The organism is Trueperella pecoris, from assembly GCF_014926385.1.
Lineage (GTDB): Bacteria > Actinomycetota > Actinomycetes > Actinomycetales > Actinomycetaceae > Trueperella > Trueperella pecoris.
Window position 1 is genome coordinate 334,897 of sequence record NZ_CP053291.1, and the last position, 20,756, is coordinate 355,652.

A 20,756-nucleotide genomic window follows, 5' to 3' on the forward strand; every position below is an offset into this window, starting at 1 on the left:
GAAAACTTTCAAGATGGAACCCTCTCGTTGATACGGTAAAGGCAGTGAAAATCGACTGAGGGAGCACAATGGAGCAAGGGAGCGCGTTGAAGCGATGGCCGCTGTCCCCAGGCGTCGTTGAATTCCCGTCCGGCCGCCGAGTCCGCGGCCGCTCATGGCGCAAGGCCGTCGATGAGCCGGCCGATCTGTGCATCATGCTGACCACCGGTGTAGGCGCCCGTTTCGGCCGCCCTGGCGTGACCTCCTCAGCCGAAGAAACCATCACGATTGACTGGCCGGATTTCCGCCTGCCGCGCAGGCCCGCCCAAGCGCACGAGGTGCTCCGGGATGCCTGGGAGCGTGCGGCCGCGGAACGCGTCGAAATCGTCTGCGGAGGCGGAGTCGGCCGAACCGGCACTGCCCTGGCCATCCTGGGCGTCCTTGATGGCATGGAGCCGCAGGCCGCCATCGATTTCGTCAAGAAGAACTACAACGAACGTTCCGTAGAAACCCCGGCTCAGCGTGCCTTCGTCAACGATATGGGCGCAGAAAACAACTAGGCCATGGACTACGAAGTTGGCGTTGACATCGTGCCCTCGAGCGAAGACAACGTGATTGACTGGCTACGATCCCTCCCCGTTTTCCCTGACGCCATCGAGCATTACGGCCAGGACCCCCACCAGATCATCGAGTGGTACGGAGACCCGGCGGCCAAACCGATCTGCTTCGTCCACGGCGGCTGCTTCCACGACGCGAACGCGCTGCCGGCCACGCGCCCCGCGGCACGGGCCCTCGCAGAGGCCGGATACTATGTTGGTCTCGTCGACTATCGTATTGCTGATGCCAGGCCGGAGCTGACGTCGTCGGACGCCATGAAACTCGCGGTGCATCCGGTGCTCGGGGAGGCGATCTGGGTCGGCCACGACGCCGGTGGTGCCTTCGCCATGAACGTGGTGATGGCACCGGAGACGCCGGTGAGGGCTGCCGTGCTCCTCGCCCCCATCCTCGACCTCGCCCGCGACGTGCGCGAAGACCCGGAGGGACACAACGGGCCGACCGCGCGCTGGATCGGCGGATCGCCGGAGGAGTGCCCCGAACGCTACGCCATGTACGACCCGATGTTTAACTACTATCATGTGGGGCCCGCGCGCTTCCGGGCCCGTGACCTATCGATCGACATCATTCACGGCGCCGACGACCAGATGATCGGCGTCGAACGCTCCCGCGACGTGCGTGCCGAGCCCTTCAACCTCGCCATCGTCGAGGGTGCTGACCACATTGACCTCATTTGCCCCGGCCAAGACGCCTGGGTCTACTTCCTCGGCGCGCTAGCCAGCGTCGAATAGCTTCCGCGTCGAAGAGCGGACGGGTGCTCGTGGGCACGCCGGCTAGCATCTTCGCCAGCACTACGCAAAATACCGGCCAAAGGGTGGGGTTTCCTGCTTGGCTGAATAACAACGTGGCCGGAGCGGGCTTGGCGTCCTAGACTTGGGCCATGACTTCCGAATTTATCCGCGATTACGCTTCGTTCATTTCTGAGTCCCCCTCGTCCTTCCATGCGGCGCAGGCCATCGAGCGCAGACTCGTCGAGGCCGGCTACGTCCGCCAAGACGAAGGCGCGGCCTGGGCCGGTCTGGCCAAGGGCTACGTCGTGCGCGGGGGAGCGGTGATCGCCTGGCACGTCGGGCAGGTGGCGGATGACTGCGGATTTAGGGTGGTTGGCTCGCACACAGATTCGCCCAGCTTCAAGGTCAAGCCCTTCCCAGGCAGCCACGCGCACGGGTTCGGCCAGGTCAACGTGGAGGTCTATGGCGGGCCGCTGCTGAATTCGTGGCTCAATCGTGACCTCGGCATCGCAGGCATCGTCACGGATATTGACGGCGTCAACCACCTTGTGCGCACGCCCGCGGTGATGGTCATTCCCCAGCTGGCGCCCCACCTAGATCGTAGCGTCAACGACAAGCTCGAGCTCTCCCGGCAGAAGGATTACAAGCCGATTTGGAGCGTGGGTGAGGCGGATCTTCTGCGTTACATTTGCGACCACGCCGGCGTGGATCCGCAGCGGGCGGCAGCCTTCGACCTGTTTGCCTACGATGTCCAAGTGCCCCTCGTCTTCGGTGGCGAAAGTGGGGAGGACTTCTTCGCCTCGGGCCGCCAAGACAACCTATCCTCGGTCTTCACATCGTTGACGGCTTTCCTCTCTGCCGAGACGGACGCCGCCGTGTCCGACGGCGAAGACATCGCGATCTTCGCGGCGTTCGACCACGAGGAGGTCGGCTCGTCGACCTACTCGGGCGCGGCGGGCCCCTTCCTGGAGACGACGATGCGGCGCATCGCGGCCAGCCTCGACATGGAGGGCGTTGGCGACGAGCGCTTCGCTCGGATGATCGCTAACTCGTCCTGTATTTCCGCGGACGCCGGGCACTCGATCAGCCCCAACAAGGCCAACCTGCACGATCCCGACCACCATCCCGTCCTCGGCGGAGGCCCGCTGCTCAAGGTCAACGCGAACCAGCGCTATGCCACGGAGGCGACCGGATCAGCACTCTGGCTACGATCGGCCGCGGCGGGCGGCGTCGCCACCCAACAGTTCGTGTCCAATAACGACGTGCCGTGCGGCTCGACGATCGGCCCGGCTACCGCGAGCCGACTCGGAATCCTCACGGTCGACGTCGGCATCCCGCTCCTGTCGATGCACTCGGTACGCGAGCTGTCCTCACCAGCCGACCTCGAGGCGATGACGACGATTCTTCAGGGGTACTGGGCTGGTGCATAAAAAACCCAACTACAATTCGGCCCACGCGCTCGACCGCGCGGCGCGCGCCCATCCGCAGCGGGAGTCGATCTACTACGGCGGGGAGACGATCACGGTCGTCGAGGCCGCCGTGCGCACGCGCAAGCTCGCCCAGATGCTGGCGGCGGCTGGCGTGACCGAGGGCGATCGCGTCATGCTCATCTCGCACAATTCGCCCTACCACTTGCTGTTGCACGTGGCGTGTGCGCGGCTGGGCGCGATTTTCGTGCCGGTCTCGCCGAAGGTGACGCGAGCCGACCACCAGGCCATGATCGACTTCTGCGCGCCGCGCGTGGTGGTGCTCGAGGCCCAGCTTGCCGACCTGGGCATGTTCACCTCGCCGGGCACGCTGTTGCACCTCGTGATCGACGACGACGTGTTCACCTCCGCCGTTGCGACCGCCATCTCCAACGGCTTCTACGGCATCTCTGCCGCGATGGAGGCTCAGAACGGCAAGTTCATCACGACCATCAAGGACGGCGCGACCGCCCTCAACTCGCGGCAATACCCCGAGGGCCCCGCGGCGATGATCTTCACCTCTGCCTCGGCAGGCGCGCCGAAGGCGGTGGAGCTCACCCACGAGCAGCTGTGGTGGGCGAGCCGTAACTTCCGTGAGGGCTTCGAGTATGACAACCATGACACGCTGCTCACGGTGGCTCCGCTGACGCACATCGGTGGTTTCAACGGCACGACGCTCGACCTGTTCAGCCACGGCGGCAAGGTGGTGATTGTGCGCGAATTCAACCCGGGCAGGGTCCTCGACCTACTCGAAGCGCACCGGGTGAACATGATGTTCGCCGTGCCCACGATGTATGCGGCCCTTCTTGACCATCCCGCCTTCGCCGAACGCGACTTGACGAACTGGAGGCTACCGCTGATCGGCGGCAGCGTCGTTCCCGAGTCGCTCATCAAACGTCTGACGAGCCACGGGCTGTACCCACTGAACGTGTGGGGGATGACCGAGACGGCGGCGTCGGGCACCTACCTTCCCGCCGAACAGCTGTTGGAGCGGCCCGGATCGATCGGGCGCCCGTTCGCCCACACGGAGGCCCGGGTGGTCGACGCCGATGGCAACGACGCGACCGAGGGAGAACTCCTCGTGCGTGGGCCCAACGTCGTGGGCGCATACTGGCATGACCCGGAGGCGAGCGCGCAGGCGTTCCGTGGGGGATGGCTGCACACCGGAGATCTGGTGCGCCTCGATGCGGATGGCTTCCTGTGGATCACGGGTCGCCTGCACAACATCATCAACTCTGGCGGAGTCAAGCTTCAGGCCGAAGAAATCCAGGCGGTGCTCGCCCAGATGGAAGGGGTCTCGGACTGCGCCGTCATCGGCACGCCCGACGAGACGTGGGGCGAGACCGTCTCCGCCGCGCTCGTCATGCAGGCCGGCTACGACGTGCCCACCCTCGAAGAGGTCCAGCGCCACGTCGGGGTATTCCTGGCGCGATTTAAAGTTCCGCGAAAGCTTATTGTCGTCGGAGGGCTTCCCACCAACGCCAACGGCAAGGCCGACCGCAACGCGCTCGCGGCAATGTTCGCCGCCGCGCAATCGCAATAGAATCCGCCGCGCAATCGCAACGGAGCCCGCACAGGACGCGTGCGGGCTCCGCTGGTATTTGGATAAACGGGCCTACTTGTGGCGTGCGACGATCGAGGCGGCCTCCTGGCGGGCGAACAACGGTTCGTTTGAGTCTCCCGCGCCCGCGATGCCCCGCAGGTTCTCGGGAATCTCCCAGCCCTTGTGCTTCATCGCGCGCGACCACAGCGAGCCCGACCTGTACGAGGACCGCACCAGCGGTCCGGCCATGATGCCTGCGAAGCCCATCTCGTAGCCGATCTTGGACAGCTCGACGAACTCCTCCGGCTTGACCCACCGATCAATGGGGTGGTGAAGCTTGGAGGGGCGGAGGTATTGGGTGATGGTGAGGATGTCGCATCCGGCCTCGTGCAGATCCTGCATCGCCTCGAGGACTTCGTCGCGCGTCTCGCCCATGCCGAGAATGAGGTTGGACTTCGTGATGAGGTTGTTCTCGGAGGCGAACGTGATGAGGTCCAGCGAGCGCTCGTAGCGGAAGGCGGGGCGAATCTTCTTAAAGATGCGGGGCACGGTTTCGAGGTTGTGCGCCAACACCTCCGGTCGCGAGTCGAAGACCTGCTGGAGGGCGGGCGCGCCGCCTCGCATGTCGTCGATGAGGAGTTCAACGCCCGTATTGGGGCACAGCTCGTGAATCTGACGGCAGGTCTCGGCATACAGCCAGGAGGCGCCGTCTTCGAGGTCGTCGCGCGTGACGCCGGTGATCGTGGCGTAGTTCAGCTGCATTTCGCGCACATTCTCGGCGACGCGGCGCGGCTCGTCGACGTCGTATTCCGTGGGCTTGCCCGTCTTGATAAAGCAGAAGTCGCAGCGGCGGGTGCAGATGTCGCCGCCGATGAGGAAGGAGGCCTCGCGGTCTTCCCAGCACTCGTAGATGTTGGGGCAGTTGGCCTCCTTGCACACGGTGTGCAGACCCGAGCCGTCCACGCGTGAACGCATGTCCGTGTACTCCTTGCCCACCGTGGCCGTCGTTTTAATCCAGCCCGGCTTGGTTTCGATCGGGGTTTCGGCGTTGCGTTCTTCGACGCGAAGTAGCTTGCGGCCGCCGGGATTAATCCGGGGATCGCTTTGGTCTAGGCTCAATTTCCCTCCTTGAATTACAGCCATTGTAACGACGCCGTCGCGCCGATGCCCGCCCAGGCTAGGCTTGCGGCCGGCTTCCCTTCGGCTCCCACATGGTGCCTGTGACGTCGTTAATGAACTTGGGGGCGGAATTATTCCGTATCGTTGCCAAGATCTCCTCGGAGTTGGCGGTGGTCAGCTCCTGCGTCGGGCGCAGGAGAAGCGGCTGGTAGGCGGCCGCGAGGTGGGGCAGGAGGACGGAGGCGACGTCGGCCAGCGTCGTCGTGATGCCTAAGGATTCGAGGGAGGCCACCCCAGCGTCCTGCAAACCGCAGGGGATCACCTTCATGAACAGGTCGAGGTTGGTGGTGACGTTGAGGGCCAGGCCGTGCATGGTGGCGTCGTCGGCAAATTTGATACCAATCGCACATAGCTTGCGGTCCTTTTGGCCCGGTTGAAGAATCCAGACGCCGGAGCGCCCCTCGACCTGGTAGGTCTGCAGGCCGAATTCCTTCATGGCGTCCATGATGGCCAACTCGGTGTTGCGCACGAACGTGACCACGTCCTTGGGTGGGCGCACCTTGACCACGGGATAGACCACGAGCTGGCCGGGCCCGTGATAGGTCACTGACCCGCCCCGATCCATGCGGATAACGGGGATGGAGGTGTCAGGGATATCGGCGTCGTTCGTGCGCCTGCCGGCCGTGTAGGTGTCCTGGGACTCCCAGACGATCAGGGAGTCGGGCATGCGCTGGGCGGCGACCTCGCCGTGAATAAAGCGTTGGACATGGTCGACGTCCATGTATTGTAACGGGCCGAAGTTTAACATATTGACGATCTGCACGGAGTCAGCCTAGTTTGGAAGTCCGCAGCTATCGACTCCGTAAGCGCTGTTTTGACCACATCAGGGGAAAATAGGCGTGATTTTGGACCGAATTTCGGCCGAGATGGGATTGCAAAGGTGATTAGACGTGGGGTTGGGTATAGACTGCCAGACCAGAAGTGAAGACATGACGTCCATCGTCCCAGCGAGGCGGAGGGCGTTCCACTAGAGAAGGCCTCGCATGACAAAGTATCTGATTCGGCGACTGCTGAACTACGTAGTTCTGCTGTTCGTTGCCGTGACAATTGCCTACTTTTTGGCAGGCACTCAGCTGGATCCGCGTTCGATGCTCATCGAAAATGAGCTGACCAGAATGGCCAACCGCTCCTACGTTGAAGTGGTCCAGACCGTCGATGCGCGCCTCAACGGCTGGAACATCAACCCACTGGAATCGATCTGGAGCCGCTACGTCGACTGGCTGGGCATGGTCTTTGGCCAGTGGGACTGGGGATTCTCCCCGCTGGGTGAGTCCGTCAACGATCAGGTTGCCAATCGAATTCTGCTCTCTTTGCAGCTTGTCTTCCTCGGCTTCTTCATCGGAATCATCGGTGGCGTGGCCATCGGTGCGTGGGCTGCCGTCCACCAGTACTCGGTGCCGGACCGCATCATCACCATCCTCGCGATGATCATCATCTCCACCCCGGCGATGGTGATTGCTATTGGCCTACAGATGGCTGCCGTCTGGTTTAACAACACGTTTGGAACAGAGTTCTTCCAATTTATTGGGCCACAGGCGCCGATTCCTCCGGAAGGATTCTGGCCGAATTTGCAAGATCGCCTCCAGCATCTGTTGCTTCCCACGATCGCAATCTCCATGGGAGGTCTGGCCACCTATTCGCGCTACCAGCGCAACCTTATGCTGGACACCCTCGGGGCTGACTACGTGCGCACCGCCCGCGCCAAGGGCCTGCGGTTTGGTACTGCGGTTCGTCGCCACGCTCTGCGCACATCCCTCATTCCGATCGCCACCTACTTCGCATTTGGTATTGCGCTTCTTGTGCTGGGAGCAGCTATCACAGAGCAGGTCTTCGGATGGGAAGGCATGGGCATCTACGGCGTGAAGACCATTCAGGGACAGGACATCAATGGAACAGCTGCCGTTGTTGCATTTTCGGGCGCGGCTACCCTGACCGGTGCTTTTCTCTCTGACGTCCTTATTGCGGCTGTCGATCCTCGAGTGAGGGTGAACTGATGAACAAGAATCTTGATCCTATGGCCGAAACTGTGATGCCCGATCAGCTCTCGCCGATGGCCAATGCAAATGAATTAAGGGCTGTCAAGGAAAAGCTGACTGCGCAGACCGCTGAACGCATCGCGGCGACTAAGCGCTACTCGCGCCGTCAAATTGTGGCGCGTCGCTTCTGGCGCAACAAGACGGCCGTGTTTGGAGTGGTGGGTCTAACAGTCATCCTTCTGGCAGCAGTGCTGGGTCCTTACCTCACGGAATGGTCTTTCTTTGATCGTGATCGCGGGCACTACCTCAAAGCTCCCTCGGCTGAGCACTGGTTCGGCACAGACAAACGTGGCCGAGATATGTTCGCGATGACGATGGAAGGCCTGCGCAAATCTCTCATCATCGGCTTCGCTGTGGCTCTCATTCAGACTGGATGGGCTGCGCTATTTGGTGCATCGGCGGCGTACTTCGGCGGCTGGGTGGACAAGTTTGCCACTTGGCTTATTGACTTGATGCTGGTGATCCCCTCTTTCCTCATGATCGCCATCATTTCTAACCGCTTTGGGGCTGAGCGTTCCGGAGTTCTCGTTTTCATCTTGCTCCTCGCGGCATTCGGGTGGGTGCTCACATCGCGCGTCGTCCGTTCTTTGACGATGTCGGTCAAGAACCTTGACTACGTTCACGCTGCCAAATATATGTCGGTCCCCTCGAGGACGATCATCGTCCGCCATATCCTGCCTAACATTTCCTCCCTGCTGATTATTGACTTCACTCTTGGCGTGGCATCCGCCGTGCTGTCGGAGACGTCGCTGTCTTACTTCGGATTCGGAATCAAGGATCCTCAGGTTTCTCTTGGCTCACTCATTGGTGCGGGTCAGGCTTCTGCCCTGACGCATCCGTGGCTCTTCATCCCGCCGGCATTCGTGCTCGTCATTATGCTTGCTTCGGTCAACTTCATCGGTGATGGCATGCGCGACGCTCTTGACCCATCATCGAAGTCCGGAGGCGGCAAGGCGTAATGACAGAGAAGAACGTGAAGGAAGAGGGCATCGTGAACTCCAAAAAGAACATTGGCGAGCGTCATCCGCTCCCCGTTGCTACGCCGGGGGTGCCCGTCGTCGAAGTGACGGATCTCAACGTGCGTTTCCCGTCTGAAGACGGCGTCGTTCATGCTGTTCGTGGCGTGAATCTGTCGGTCAACTCGGGTGAAGTCCTTGGCATCGTGGGGGAATCCGGTTCAGGCAAGTCCGTGACGTCAATGTCGATTATGGGGCTGCTTGATCCTTCGGCCAAGGTTGAAGGATCGGTGAAGATCCACGGCACCGAGATTCTTGGCCAGAGCGACAGCTACATGTCGAAGATTCGCGGCAAGAATATCGCGATGGTTTTCCAAGATCCGCTTTCGGCCTTGACCCCGGTTTATACGATCGGTGATCAGATTATCGAAGCGCTTCAGGCCCATGACAAGATTTCCGATAAAGACGCACAGGCTCGCGCTATCGAACTTTTAGGTATTGTTGGAATCCCTAACCCTGAGATTCGCGTCAAGTCCTTCCCACACGAGTTTTCTGGCGGTATGCGTCAGCGTGCGATGATCGCGATGGCGATTGCTAACAATCCGGATCTCATCATCGCAGACGAGCCGACTACCGCTCTGGACGTTACGATCCAGGCCCAGATCCTTGACGTGCTCCGCAAAGCACAGAAGGAGACGGGGGCTGCCGTGATCATGATTACCCATGATCTTGGTGTCGTTGCAGGTATCGCTGACAAAGTCGCAGTTATGTACGCCGGTCGTATCGTTGAGCGTGGCGCCGTGGATGAAATCTTCTACCACTCGGCCATGCCTTACACCATCGGCCTGCTCGGGTCGCTGCCGCGCCTAGATTCAAAGAAGGAACATCAGCTTGCTGTGGTTGAAGGTAATCCGCCTTCAATGCTCTATGAACAGACAGGGTGTCCCTTCGCTGCACGTTGCCCCGTCGCTCAGCTCGCGTGTTTGGACGGCGAGCCGACGCTGGAGCAGGTAAAGTCGGATAATCCGACGATGCTTCATGAAGTTGCTTGTATTCGTCGCGATGAGATTCGTGACGAATCTAAACACTATGAGGATATTTATCCGAAACCGGCTCCCGTTATTCCGCCTTTCGATGGCACTGCGCGCAATGAGCGTGAGGAAGTGCTGCGAATCGAAGATATGAAGAAGCACTTCCCACTGATGAAAGGCTCGGTGTTCCGCCGCCGTGTCGGCACCGTTCACGCTGTCGACGGTATTTCTCTAGATATCCGCGCCGGGGAAACCCTTGGCCTTGTGGGAGAGTCTGGTTCGGGTAAGACGACAACCCTCATGGAGGTTCTCAACCTCGTGAAGCCCATCGAGGGCAAGATCGTCGTTTTGGGCGAGAACACCGCAGATATGACGCGTGCGGACCGCAAACGTGTGCGTAACGATCTGCAGGTAGTTTTCCAGGATCCGATGGCGTCATTGGATCCGCGTATGCCGGTGTTCGACATCATCGCCGAGCCGCTCAAGTATGCCGGTTGGAAGAAGGCTGACATTGAGCCGCGCGTGACGGAACTGATGAATATGGTGGGCCTTGAGCCCGCGCACGTTAACCGCTACCCGCGCAACTTCTCCGGCGGCCAGCGCCAGCGTATCGGAATTGCGCGCGCCTTGGCTGTCCAGCCCAAGCTCCTCGTGCTTGACGAGCCTGTTTCCGCTCTTGACGTTTCCATTCAGGCTGGTGTCATCAATCTGCTTGATGAGTTGCGTGCGAAACTCAATCTTTCTTACCTCTTTGTTGCTCACGATCTGTCGGTGATCCGCCATATCGCTGATCGAGTCGCAGTGATGTATTTGGGTAAACTGGTTGAGGTTGGCGACGTCGACGCCGTCTTCGAAGCTCCACGTCACCCCTACACACAGGCCTTGCTGTCGGCTATTCCGATTCCGGATCCGGCCAAGGAGCGTAGCCGCCATCGCATCTTGCTCCAGGGCGATCTACCCTCGCCGGCCAATCCGCCCACGGGGTGCCGCTTTGTCAGCAGGTGTCCAGTCTATGAGACGCTCGGTGATGGTGAGCGAAAGATCTGCGACGAGACTCATCCACAGTTCTCAACTGTCGGGGAAGACCACGACGTGGCGTGCTATTATCCGCGTCATCTCAACGTTTTCTAGCTTATTATCAGAGGGCGGGGTAGCGGTTTTCGGACCGTTGCCCCGCCCTTTTGTTAGAGATGTTTTGGTGGTTTTAGCTGATTTCTTGGTCACGCTTCGGTAAAAAGGGCCGCTAAGTTTTCACGATCTTAAGATTTTCGACTAACCTATCCCCATGAACTCCCGCACGTCCGGCGGGAGTTAAGTCCTAAAGGAGGACACTCTTATGCGATTCATGAAGGCAAGCGTTGCACTCGCTGCTGCCGCGGCACTCACGTTGAGCGCCTGCTCTGGCTCCGGTGCCAAGAGTGGGGAAGCTTCGTCCAAGACCAGCTCTGCTTCTTCGCTTCCAGCAACCGATTACAACAAGGTAGATCGTGACCAGCTGGCCGACGGTGGAAAACTACGGCTCGCTATTAATTCTTATCCTGAGCAATGGAATGCCAACCACGTTGATGGCAATACAGTGGATCTGAGTACGAAGATTTACGGCTTCATCGCCCCGCGGAACTGGATCTACGACGAAAAGGGTAACTTCGATGTTAACCCGGATTACGTTGAGTCCTATGAGGCGAATACTGATGGCGATGGCACGAACGCCATGGTGATTACTCTTAACCTCAACCCGAAGTCCCACTGGAATGACGGCACCCCGATTACGGCGGCTGACTATCAAGCAGCTTGGAAGGCGTGCTCGGGTCAGATTGAAGGAGTGGCCTGCGCATCTCCTGATGGCTGGACCCAGATTTCTTCGATCGAGGCGGGGTCCTCACCCACGCAGGTTGTCGTCAAGTATTCGGAGAAGTACCCGGACTGGTCGGCAAACTTCTCGACCGTGACGGCGGCTGCTGGTGCCGTTGATTCGAAGTCTTTTAACGAAGGCTGGCTTGACCCGGTTGAGGCAAACAAGTTCCTCGCTGGCCCGTTTAAGGTCAGCGCCTCCAATCCTGCTCAGAAGGTGCTAACGCTTGAGCCCAATCCGCAGTGGTGGGGCAAGGCTCCTAAGCTTTCGACCGTGACCTTCTCGGCCCTCGATCAGAAGGCTACCGCTGCTGGCTACGCTAACGGCGAGATCGACGCTATCGACTTCATCGTTGATGCTGCCACCTACGAAACCGCGAAGGGTCGACCGGACGGCAAGATCACGATGTCTGACTCGGTGCAGTGGCGCCACTTTACTTTCAATTCGCGTGCGGGAGCCCTCCAGGACAAGCTTGTCCGCCAGGCTATCCAGCTCGGCATTGACACCAAGGATATTGCTTCTTCCGACCTTTCTGGTCTTCCTTCCCAGGGCTTGGATCTAAACCTGGGCAACCACTTCTTCATGCCAAGCCAGAAGGGCTACAAGGACAACTCGACCAAGTGGGCTTACGATCCCGAGGCTGCTAAGGCCAAGCTCGAAGAAGCCGGCTACAAGATGAACGATGCGACCAAGGTTTACGAGAAGGATGGCAAGGAACTCGCTGTCCGTTACCTGCGCATTCCGGGGAATGCTGCTAACGAGAACGAAGGCGCAATGTTCATGGACATGATGAAGGAGATTGGCGTCAAGGTCACCTACCAGGATGTTGAGTCGAAGGACTTCTTCAATAACGTCATCAAGGGTGAGTACGACATCACGTCCTTCGCATGGAATGGTACCCCGTACGCAATGGCCAACATCGGACAGATTTACGGCAATCCTTTCGACAAGGAAGGCAAGCTGCAGAACTCTAATTTCACCGGTATGAAGGTGGACAAGATTGATGAGTTCATCGCGGCAATTGCTAAGGAAACTGATGATGACAAGCGTCGTGAGTTGACTAATCAGGTTGACGAAGTGATTTGGGAAGAAGTTATGACTCTTCCGCTCTACTACCGAGCAAACATCACCGCCATCCCGGCTAAGCTTGCCAACTACGGCTCGACCGTCTTCTCCGGAATCCTGCTTCCTGAGAACATCGGATACACCAAGTAACTGAGATTCTCGAGGTATAAGATGAGGGTCGGCCCGGCGGGTCGGCCCTCACTCTTGTGTTACTCAAACTTGGTGAAAGAACGACACATATGTTAGGGTCCCACCCATGTTTATTGCGCATCCTTAGAAGCCACGGTGGGTACTCGGCGCTAGGCCTGTAGCAGTTCGAAATAAATCCTGGGGTGGCCTAAGAATTAGGTCCACTTGGTTTAAGCGTTGACCGTGTTTTCTTGTTTCCATTGTTCCGCATACTTCCGCGGGCTGAGGTAGCCGAGTGCGGAGTGCGGATGGAAGTCATTGTAGCGCCGTGACCACTGGGCCACGAGTAGGCGGGCATGCTCAAGGTTCTCGATGCTGTTATCCTCCAAGAGCTCGTCTCGCATCCGGTTATGGAACGACTCAACGAACCCGTTATGCCATGGCTGGCCTGGCGGAATGAGCGCTTGGATCGTCTTATCCTCGGCCGCCCAAACCTCGAGGGCGTGGGCGATGAACTCAGGCCCGTTGTCCATCCGAATCACCCTAGGGCGTCCTCCGCGCTCCAGACAAGCCACGTCGAGCAGTTCGATCACCGAGCCCGCATCAAGCTTTTTATCGACCGCGAAGGCGACGTGCTCGCGGGTGTATTCATCAATAATGTTGCAAATCTTGATCATCTTGCCATGCCAGGTTGAATCGAACTGGAAGTCCAACGCCCACACGTCGTTCGGGTACTGGCCAGCAGGAACATCACGCTGGCCGTGACCACTGAGGCGTTTACGCTTCTTGCGCGGCAACACGCGTAGACCTTCTTCACGCCACAAGCGCCGGAAAGTTTCCCGGCATACCCCATAACCCTCGGCGAGGGCGTTTCTCCAGGCACGCCGGTGTCCCCACCGGCGGTGATCACGCGCGAACTCGTGCATCCACTCGCGCAAGTCCGCGTATTTATCCGGCGTGCTTTCACGGGTCCTAGCGCGCCGGTAAGCACTGCGAGAGAGCCCAACGATCTGGCAGGAAAGTCTTTGGGAATAGCCCAGCCCAACGAGATGCCAGACGGCATCATGGCGGCGAGCTGGGCTTAGAAGTTTCCCTCCGATAATTCTTTCCACGCAGCCTTCTCCAGCTCTGCCTGACCCAGGAGGCGTTTGAGGCGCGTGTTCTCATCGCGCAGGCGCTGGAGCTCTTTCGCTTCGCTCTTGGTCATCGACCCATAGGTTGCCTGCCACCTATTCAACGTGGCTTCACTAATCCCAAGTTCGGTCAGGATCTGAGCCGTCGTCGAGCCTGATTCCTTCATCTCCCGCGCCTTATCAAGCTTACGAACAATCTGCTCAGGAGTATGCTTACTGAACTTCTTCACCATTCATCCATTCTCCCCACCCACAGGCAGGGGATCAACGGACAACACTCAAGTCACCTGGACCTAAAAACCTAGGGCACTCCAATCCCTTGTGTTGCACCCACGTATGTGGGTGATGTGTGAAAGTCTGAAGATGCGAAATTTTCTTGCCCTTATACCTGTAATGCGCAATCGAGCACGACGCGCCGCCACGAGCGATGTGCGTAACGGCGCCATAAACAAGCGCCGTTACGAGTTGGGGCCCCAACCCAAACTTTGGCCATCCTCACTAGAGTTTGATGCTATCGGGGACATGGATCAGGCTAAGCTGTTGCGCTCCACAATCAGTAAGAACGCTGGGCTCATAAGCATGACGGTACTGTTTTCTATGGTGAGCTTTGGCTCATCAGTACTTGTCTCATGGGCACTCGGCCGTGCCCTTGATGCCGGTATTGACCGAGGCCTGACCACTGATCTCCTACCGGGCATCGTGCTCCTTATAGGGGTTATCTTCTTCCGGGTTCTCGGTACACTTTCCGAACCTCTTTTCATCGTCAGCTCACTGCGTGCAAACATTGGTTGGTCAATGGCCATGGTGCGCCGCTTGGTAGGCGTTCGGCGCGGTGGCCGATACGCTATGCCCGCCGGAGAAATGGTGGCAGCGGTAACCACGGATGCACAAAAGATCGGCCAGTTTCTCCGGATGGTCCCCGAACTGATCGCAGCCGCTTTCTCTTTTGTGCTCACGGTCGTTCTTATGATTCGCATTAGCCCTTTGCTCGGAACCATCGTCGCTCTCGGATTGCCCATCGCTATCAGCCTGATGACTCTTCTCATCAAACCACTCCACAAGCGCCTTGACGTCCAGCGTGAAGAGCGCGGCAGGCTTACGACGCTCGCTTCCGATGCTGCGGTGGGGCTACGCGTGCTACGCGGAGTGGGCGGAGAAGACATTTATACCCAGCGATACGCCGTCCAATCGGAACGAGTATGCCAAACGGGGATACAAGCGGCGGCACTTCAAGCTTTCATGCGCGGGCTGACGACGGCCGTGCCCGGGATAGTCACAGCGGTGATCGTCGGCGGCGGCTTGTGGGAGGTCTTCCATGGCACCATGACCTATGGTCAACTGGTCGCCTTCTACGGCTACACAATGTACATGGTCATGCCGATTTGGGTTGCCACAACTTTCTTGCAGTTCTATACAGATGCGAAAGTTGCCTCAGGCCGTATTGCCAAGGTCATGGCCATCGAGCCGCTTACTTCTGACGCGGGCGTTGACCCGTCTGTCACATCGGCCCTCCCGCGCAACGACGCCGTCGGGGCAGCCTCCGAGCGCATGCCGGCCGAGCGTCGATGCGAGTTCGACTGGGGCAGTGCCTACCTACGCGATGGAAAGACCGGTGTCGAAATCCGGCCAGGTGTGCATACCGCCGTCGTTTCAGCGGCACCAGAAGTATCGGCCGCACTAGTTGAACGGCTGGCTCGTATCGATGACCAAAACGAGATCACCGCACGTTGGGAAGGTCATCCCGAGGTTCCGCTGACCGCATTCGCACTCGATGAGGTTCGCCGTGGCGTCGTGCTCTCTGACGCCATCGCACAGTTATTCCAAGGCCGGCTACGTTCAAATCTCGAAGCCAGCAACGCCGCCTGGCCGCTCCCCCGGAGTGTGTTGGACCAGATGGTCGACACCGGAGACGGTTCTGGAATCGCAAGCCGCAAACATAAAGCCAACCCGATCGCTCTTCCCGACAACGAACTGACACTCGCGATGATCACGGCCGACGCCACCGACATCATGGAATCCGTCGAAGACGGCATCGACGGGTATGTTGCTGAACGCGGACGATCACTATCGGGCGGGCAGCGCCAACGGGTGGCACTTGCGCGGGCAATCCTGACCGAAGCTCCCGTGTTGCTCCTGATCGAGCCTACCTCGGCTGTGGATTCCCATACTGAATCCCGCATTTCCCACCGGCTACATCGGCAGCGCCGGGGGCGTACCACGGTGGTCGTCTCAGCCTCCCCGATCCTTCTCGGTGAAGCCGACGAGGTCATTTTCGTAGGCGCCGACGGCCGAGAAGTCGCCCGTGGTCCTCACACCGAACTCCTCGACGACAGCCGTTACTACAGCGTCGTTCACAGAGGAGGCGACCAGGATGAAGACGCGCGGCAAGCCCATGAAACCGGCAATGTGAACCAAACTGGCGAGGCCGGTGAGACCGCCGCGTCCGACCCAAGGAAGGAGAACTAAATGAAGCTCCCCATTGCAACTAACCGGACAATAGTGGCTAAAGTTCTCGAGCTCTTTTCCAGCCACAAGAGTGAATTCATCCTGATCATTGCCGTGCAGATAGTGGTCGCGGTGGCCGCCGTCGTCACACCATGGATTATCGGCCGTTCCTTCGACGCGGTCGCGGTAGGCACCACCGCTGGCGTAATTCGCAACTACATCGCGATCATTATCGCCTCCGTCGTAGTCACCTTCGCGGCAGACTGGTTCGCCGACTATCGCAGCAGGGTACTTGGCCAAAAGGTCTTCCACGAGATGCGTGTTCAGCTGGTCGACGCTGTGATGCACTTGCCGCTGTCCACAGTAGAAGCCGCCGGAACCGGCGACCTCCTCGGACGAACCACGTCAGACATCAATCGCGTGGAATTCATTGTCCGGCAAGGAATTTCCCGGCTCATGGTTCTCTCATTTCAGGTCCTCGTCACCGTGGCAGCGGCCTTCCTCGTAGAGTGGCGCGTCGGGTTCGTCGTCGTGCTGAGCTTTGTGCCACTGTTCTTCGTTATCCGCAGCTACCTACGCCGAACAATTGCGGCCTATCTTGCTTCGTCTGCCTTGCGAGCGGAACTTTCTGGTGATATCACCGAGACTGTCGAGCAGTCAGCTACCGTTGACTCGCTCAGGATGAGCCAGCTGCGCCTCCGCCGTACCAGTGTGCTGCTGCGAGAAGAGTGGAATAACGAACGCTATTCTGCTTTGATGCGTACCTATTTTGCTGGCTCGATGATCGTGGTGCTATACGCGCCGATGGTTATCGCGATCTTGTGGGGCGCCTGGCTCGTGGGCTTGGGGTACACGACCGTGGGCGCAGTGATCGCCGTGACGCTGTATGCCCAACAGCTGCGCTGGCCACTTGACGAGCTGGGCTGGTGGATCGACGAGCTTCAATTTGCAGCTGTGGCACTTGCCCGCATTTTCGGTGTCGCAGACGTCCCTTCGGACAGGGTTGTTAACGACGCCGTCCCCGCCGATGACGCCGTGAGTGTGCAGAACGTGTCTTTTAGCTATCGTGACGGGCAGCCGGTCTTACGGGATGTGACTCTCGAGATTGCTCGCGGCGAGCGGTTGGCGATAGTGGGCCCATCCGGAGCCGGGAAATCCACTCTTGGGCGGCTGATTGCTGGCGTGAACCCTCCCGGAGAGGGGTCGATTCGCGTGGGCGGAGTGGAGGTCACCCAGCTGCCTGAGGCTCTGCTGCACCAGACGGTGGCGCTCGTGACGCAGGAGAGTCACGTGTTCGTTGGCACGATTGCCGAAAACCTACGCTTCGCCAAGGAAGACGCCACGGACGAGGAGCTCCTGGCCGCGCTCGCGACCGTGAACGCCGCCTGGGTCGGCCGACTCGAGAATGGGCTCGAAACGAAGGTCGGTTCGGGGGAGAAGGAACTTGCGCCCTCGCAGGCCCAGCAGCTTGCGCTTGCACGCATCGTTTTGCTGGATCCGCCCGTTCTCATCCTCGATGAGGCGACCTCCCTGCTCGACCCTACCGCTGCCCGCTCCGCCGAGCAGGCGCTCCTCCGTGTTCTCGAAGGTCGCACGGTCATTTCCATCGCACACCGCCTGTACACGGCCTACGACGCCGACCGCGTGGCCGTCATGATCGGCGGCGAAGTAGCCGAACTCGGCACCCACCACGAGCTGGTGGCGCGAGGCGGCGAATACGCCTCGCTGTGGGAGGCCTGGCAACAGGACTGAGGCGGGGCGCGGGCGCAGGTCGCGGGCGCCGGCCGGGCTCACAGGTTGTAGAACGCCAGAGCAGCTCCGGCGGTGGCTGCCACGAGCACAATCATAGGTAGGAGCGCCACCTTGGAGGTCGTTTCGTCGGGCCAGTAAATGGTGAGCTGGCGGCGCAGCTCGGTTCGAAGATGCGAATTGCGCTTGATATTGCCGAGGCGAAGCATGATGAGGTCGGCAGCGAAACCGGACTGAACAATGCGCGATTTCGTGCCCACGTTTGCCCAATTAATGTCGGGATCTTCGTAGGGCTTATTTCGTTGGCGCCACGAATTGTTGAACAGACCTGCGCTCGACGGAACCGCCCACACGCTGATCTTCTTATCCGCCGCCTTCGTGTAGAGGTAGAGGCCCCAACGGTTTTCGGCGAGCTCGAGGTCAAGCCAAGGGATGTGGTGCTCGCGGACGATATTGACCACGTGGATGCCACCCGGGCCAACCTCGAGGCGCGGGTTCCAAAAGAAGGCCCATCCAAAGGCGACGATGAAGGCCGCAATCGGCAGTGCCCACAGAAGTTCACGTAGGCCGCCGTTGATGGTTGAGGCAACGAGTGAAGCGGCCGCGAGGAAGAACAGGAGGAAGGCGTAAAGGCGGGTGGACTTGCCACGCAAGATCAGAGTCATAGCCCTATTGTCTCAGGTCTTTGGCCCAGGCGCGCTAGGGCAAGGAACACACGCGCGCGGTTCACGACGCCGAACGCCCGGCCTGCGCCGCACCTCCCGCACCCGCCCAACGCGCCCCCACGCCGCGCCATAGCGCGTGTACTTTCGCTCGCATTTAAGGGTGCGGTATTCAATCCGCTAATCGTGGCGGTTTAGGATGGGGCGTTGGCTTATTTCAGGGCCCCGATTTTGAAGGATATGTATGACGACAATCGTCCGCAACGATCTGCGCAACGTCGCTATCGTCGCCCACGTCGATCACGGTAAGACCACCCTCGTTGATGCCATGCTGTGGCAGGGAGGAGTCTTTGACCCGCACGCCACGGTGGAATCCACCGGTGAGCGTGTGATGGATTCTGGCGACATCGAGCGCGAAAAGGGCATCACCATCCTCGCCAAGAATACGGCGATTTCCTATGTTGGCCCGTCGGCGGCCGAATTCAGTGCCCCCGATGGCTTGACGATCAACGTCATTGACACCCCCGGCCACGCCGATTTTTCCGGTGAGGTGGAGCGTGGCCTGTCGATGGTCGACGGCGTCGTTCTCCTGGTCGATTCCTCCGAAGGGCCCCTCCCGCAGACCCGCTTCGTGCTACGCAAGGCGCTCGAGGCTGGCCTGCCGGTGATTCCGGTGGTCAACAAGGTTGATCGTCCCGACGCCCGGATCTCCGAAGTCGTCGAAGAGACGCAGGAGCTCTTGCTCAACCTGGCATCCGACGTCGAAGGCGAGGGCACGTCCCTCGACCTCGAGGCGATTATCGAGACGCCGGTCGTTTACGCCGCCGCGAAGGCCGGGCGTGCCTCGCTCAACCAACCCGCCGACGGCGACCTGCCCGACTCGGCGAACCTCGAGCCGCTCTTCCGTGCGATCCTCGAGCACGTGCCGGCGCCCACCTATGAGTCGGACGCGCCGCTGGTAGCCCAGGTGACCAACCTTGACGCCTCCCCGTTCCTGGGCCGACTGGCGCTAGTGCGCGTCTTCTCGGGAGAGCTGAAGAAGGGCGCGTGGGTTGGCCTCGCGGACGGCCCGGATTCGCCCATCGAGCGCGTCCACATTACCGAGCTCCTGCGCACCAAGGGCCTCGAGCGTCAGCCGGCGCTCGTCGCAGGCCCGGGAGACATCGTTGCCATTGCGGGCATCCCGAACATCACCATCGGTGAGACGCTCGTGGACCTTGAAGATCCGCGCCCGCGCCCGCCGATCCACATTGACGACCCGGCCATCTCCATGACGATCGGTACCAACACCTCCCCGCTCGCGGGCCGCGTCTCGGGGCACAAGCTCACCGCGCGCCAGATCCGTGACCGCCTCACTCAGGAGCTCGTTGGCAACGTCTCGATCCGCGTCCTTCCCACCGACCGCCCGGACACGTGGGAGGTCCAGGACCGTGGCGAGCTTGCGCTCGCGGTTTTGGTGGAGACGATGCGCCGCGAGGGCTTCGAGCTGACCGTGGGCAAGCCGCAGGTTGTACGCAAGGTGATCGACGGCGTCGTGCACGAACCGTGGGAGCGCGCACAGGTGGACGTCCCCGAGGAATACCTGGGCGCCGTCACCCAACTGATGGCCCTGCGCAAGGGGCACCTGGAGACGATGGCGAACCGCGGCTCGGGGTGGGTACGCATGGAGTTTATTGTTCCGGCCCGTGGCCTGATTGGCTTCCGCACTAGCTTCCTCACGCTCACGCGCGGCACCGGCATCTCCACCTCGATCTCGGACGGTTACAAGCCGTGGGCGGGGGAGATCGTCTCGCGTCAGACCGGCTCGCTGGTCTCGGATCGTCAGGGCCAGGTGACGGCCTTCTCGCTGCAGCGCCTGGAGGATCGTGGCACGTTCTTTGTCGATCCGGGCGATGAGGTCTACGAGGGCCAGGTCGTGGGCGAGAACCCGCGCAACGAGGATATGGACGTCAACGTCGTGCGCGCGAAGGAAATGACGAACATGCGTTCCTCCACCGCCGACGTCTTCGAGACGCTTCAGGCCCGCCGCTACCTCACGCTCGAGGAGTCGATCGAGTTCGCCGGCGACGACGAGTGCATCGAGGTCACCCCTGAGACCGTCCGCATCCGAAAGGTCGAGCTCTCGGCCATGCTCCGCGGGCGTGAGGCGGGCCGCAAGAAGGCTGCCGCGAAGGCGGGCAAGTAG

16 protein-coding genes are annotated in these 20,756 nt (G+C 60.2%); 11 read left to right on the forward strand and 5 right to left on the reverse strand.

Going from position 1 to position 20,756, the window contains the following annotated elements; genetic code table 11:
- The first annotated feature begins 86 nt into the window (after positions 1–86).
- The 4 genes from HLG82_RS01630 to HLG82_RS01645 all read left to right on the forward strand — a co-directional run bounded on the left by HLG82_RS01630 (position 87) and on the right by HLG82_RS01645 (position 4,334).
- Positions 87–539, forward strand: a complete 453-nt coding sequence (locus HLG82_RS01630; RefSeq protein ID WP_216858956.1) for a protein-tyrosine phosphatase family protein — start codon at positions 87–89, stop codon at positions 537–539.
- Positions 540–542: 3 nt separating this feature from the next.
- Positions 543–1,325 (forward strand): alpha/beta hydrolase family protein, encoded by a 783-nt coding sequence (locus tag HLG82_RS01635; RefSeq protein WP_193327011.1) that lies wholly within the window; start codon positions 543–545, stop codon positions 1,323–1,325.
- A gap of 149 nt (positions 1,326–1,474) precedes the next feature.
- The gene (locus HLG82_RS01640) at positions 1,475–2,755 is read left to right on the forward strand and encodes a M18 family aminopeptidase (protein ID WP_193327012.1); all 1,281 of its coding nucleotides are present in this window, start codon (positions 1,475–1,477) and stop codon (positions 2,753–2,755) included.
- The gene (locus HLG82_RS01645; protein WP_193327013.1) at positions 2,748–4,334 is read left to right on the forward strand and encodes a class I adenylate-forming enzyme family protein; all 1,587 of its coding nucleotides are present in this window, start codon (positions 2,748–2,750) and stop codon (positions 4,332–4,334) included. Before HLG82_RS01640 ends, HLG82_RS01645 begins: the two co-directional genes overlap by 8 nt.
- A gap of 72 nt (positions 4,335–4,406) precedes the next feature.
- Here the strand turns inward: HLG82_RS01645 and lipA are convergent, their stop codons facing one another.
- Positions 4,407–5,453, reverse strand: a complete 1,047-nt coding sequence (gene lipA / locus HLG82_RS01650; protein ID WP_246462282.1) for a lipoyl synthase — start codon at positions 5,451–5,453, stop codon at positions 4,407–4,409.
- Between the two features lie 58 nt (positions 5,454–5,511).
- Positions 5,512–6,276 (reverse strand): lipoyl(octanoyl) transferase LipB, encoded by a 765-nt coding sequence (lipB, locus tag HLG82_RS01655; protein ID WP_193327015.1) that lies wholly within the window; start codon positions 6,274–6,276, stop codon positions 5,512–5,514.
- A gap of 220 nt (positions 6,277–6,496) precedes the next feature.
- Here lipB and HLG82_RS01660 point away from each other — a divergent pair, with 220 nt between their 5' ends.
- The 4 genes from HLG82_RS01660 to HLG82_RS01675 all read left to right on the forward strand — a co-directional run bounded on the left by HLG82_RS01660 (position 6,497) and on the right by HLG82_RS01675 (position 12,603).
- Positions 6,497–7,507 (forward strand): ABC transporter permease, encoded by a 1,011-nt coding sequence (locus HLG82_RS01660; RefSeq protein WP_193327016.1) that lies wholly within the window; start codon positions 6,497–6,499, stop codon positions 7,505–7,507.
- Positions 7,507–8,508 carry an ABC transporter permease gene (locus HLG82_RS01665; RefSeq protein ID WP_246462281.1) on the forward strand — a complete coding sequence of 334 codons (1,002 nt, stop codon included), beginning with the start codon at positions 7,507–7,509 and terminating at the stop codon, positions 8,506–8,508. The genes HLG82_RS01660 and HLG82_RS01665 overlap by 1 nt, the downstream gene beginning before the upstream one ends.
- On the forward strand, positions 8,508–10,667 hold the full coding sequence (locus tag HLG82_RS01670; protein WP_193327017.1) for a dipeptide ABC transporter ATP-binding protein: 2,160 nt from the start codon (positions 8,508–8,510) through the stop codon (positions 10,665–10,667). The genes HLG82_RS01665 and HLG82_RS01670 overlap by 1 nt, the downstream gene beginning before the upstream one ends.
- Positions 10,668–10,872: 205 nt before the next feature.
- Entirely contained in the window at positions 10,873–12,603 is a 1,731-nt protein-coding gene (locus HLG82_RS01675) for an ABC transporter family substrate-binding protein (RefSeq protein WP_193327018.1), read from the forward strand.
- Between the two features lie 209 nt (positions 12,604–12,812).
- Here the strand turns inward: HLG82_RS01675 and HLG82_RS01680 are convergent, their stop codons facing one another.
- Positions 12,813–13,694: an IS3 family transposase gene (locus tag HLG82_RS01680; RefSeq protein WP_193326468.1), complete on the reverse strand. Its 882-nt coding sequence runs from the start codon at positions 13,692–13,694 to the stop codon at positions 12,813–12,815.
- Complete coding sequence (locus HLG82_RS01685; protein ID WP_193326469.1) at positions 13,664–13,948, reverse strand: transposase; 285 nt, start codon at positions 13,946–13,948, stop codon at positions 13,664–13,666. The genes HLG82_RS01680 and HLG82_RS01685 overlap by 31 nt, the downstream gene beginning before the upstream one ends.
- Before the next feature lie 346 nt (positions 13,949–14,294).
- Between HLG82_RS01685 and HLG82_RS01690 the strand changes: the two genes are divergently transcribed.
- Complete coding sequence (locus tag HLG82_RS01690; RefSeq protein WP_197550898.1) at positions 14,295–16,181, forward strand: ABC transporter transmembrane domain-containing protein; 1,887 nt, start codon at positions 14,295–14,297, stop codon at positions 16,179–16,181.
- The gene (locus HLG82_RS01695) at positions 16,182–17,912 is read left to right on the forward strand and encodes an ABC transporter ATP-binding protein (RefSeq protein ID WP_193327020.1); all 1,731 of its coding nucleotides are present in this window, start codon (positions 16,182–16,184) and stop codon (positions 17,910–17,912) included. It begins immediately after the preceding gene.
- Between the two features lie 38 nt (positions 17,913–17,950).
- Here HLG82_RS01695 and HLG82_RS01700 read toward each other — a convergent pair whose 3' ends face one another.
- Positions 17,951–18,574, reverse strand: a complete 624-nt coding sequence (locus HLG82_RS01700; RefSeq protein ID WP_193327021.1) for a PH domain-containing protein — start codon at positions 18,572–18,574, stop codon at positions 17,951–17,953.
- Positions 18,575–18,815: 241 nt separating this feature from the next.
- Here HLG82_RS01700 and typA point away from each other — a divergent pair, with 241 nt between their 5' ends.
- Positions 18,816–20,756: a translational GTPase TypA gene (gene typA / locus HLG82_RS01705; protein WP_193327022.1), complete on the forward strand. Its 1,941-nt coding sequence runs from the start codon at positions 18,816–18,818 to the stop codon at positions 20,754–20,756.

Coding starts and splice junctions, on each gene's coding strand:
- HLG82_RS01700 (WP_193327021.1), bottom strand. CDS start 18,574: ATGACTCTGATCTTGCGTGGCAAGTCCACCCGCCTTTACGCCTTCCTC.
- HLG82_RS01635 (WP_193327011.1), top strand. CDS start 543: ATGGACTACGAAGTTGGCGTTGACATCGTGCCCTCGAGCGAAGACAAC.
- HLG82_RS01665 (WP_246462281.1), top strand. CDS start 7,507: ATGAACAAGAATCTTGATCCTATGGCCGAAACTGTGATGCCCGATCAG.
- HLG82_RS01685 (WP_193326469.1), bottom strand. CDS start 13,948: ATGGTGAAGAAGTTCAGTAAGCATACTCCTGAGCAGATTGTTCGTAAG.
- HLG82_RS01690 (WP_197550898.1), top strand. CDS start 14,295: ATGACGGTACTGTTTTCTATGGTGAGCTTTGGCTCATCAGTACTTGTC.
- HLG82_RS01670 (WP_193327017.1), top strand. CDS start 8,508: ATGACAGAGAAGAACGTGAAGGAAGAGGGCATCGTGAACTCCAAAAAG.
- typA (WP_193327022.1), top strand. CDS start 18,816: ATGACGACAATCGTCCGCAACGATCTGCGCAACGTCGCTATCGTCGCC.
- HLG82_RS01675 (WP_193327018.1), top strand. CDS start 10,873: ATGCGATTCATGAAGGCAAGCGTTGCACTCGCTGCTGCCGCGGCACTC.
- HLG82_RS01660 (WP_193327016.1), top strand. CDS start 6,497: ATGACAAAGTATCTGATTCGGCGACTGCTGAACTACGTAGTTCTGCTG.
- HLG82_RS01640 (WP_193327012.1), top strand. CDS start 1,475: ATGACTTCCGAATTTATCCGCGATTACGCTTCGTTCATTTCTGAGTCC.
- HLG82_RS01695 (WP_193327020.1), top strand. CDS start 16,182: ATGAAGCTCCCCATTGCAACTAACCGGACAATAGTGGCTAAAGTTCTC.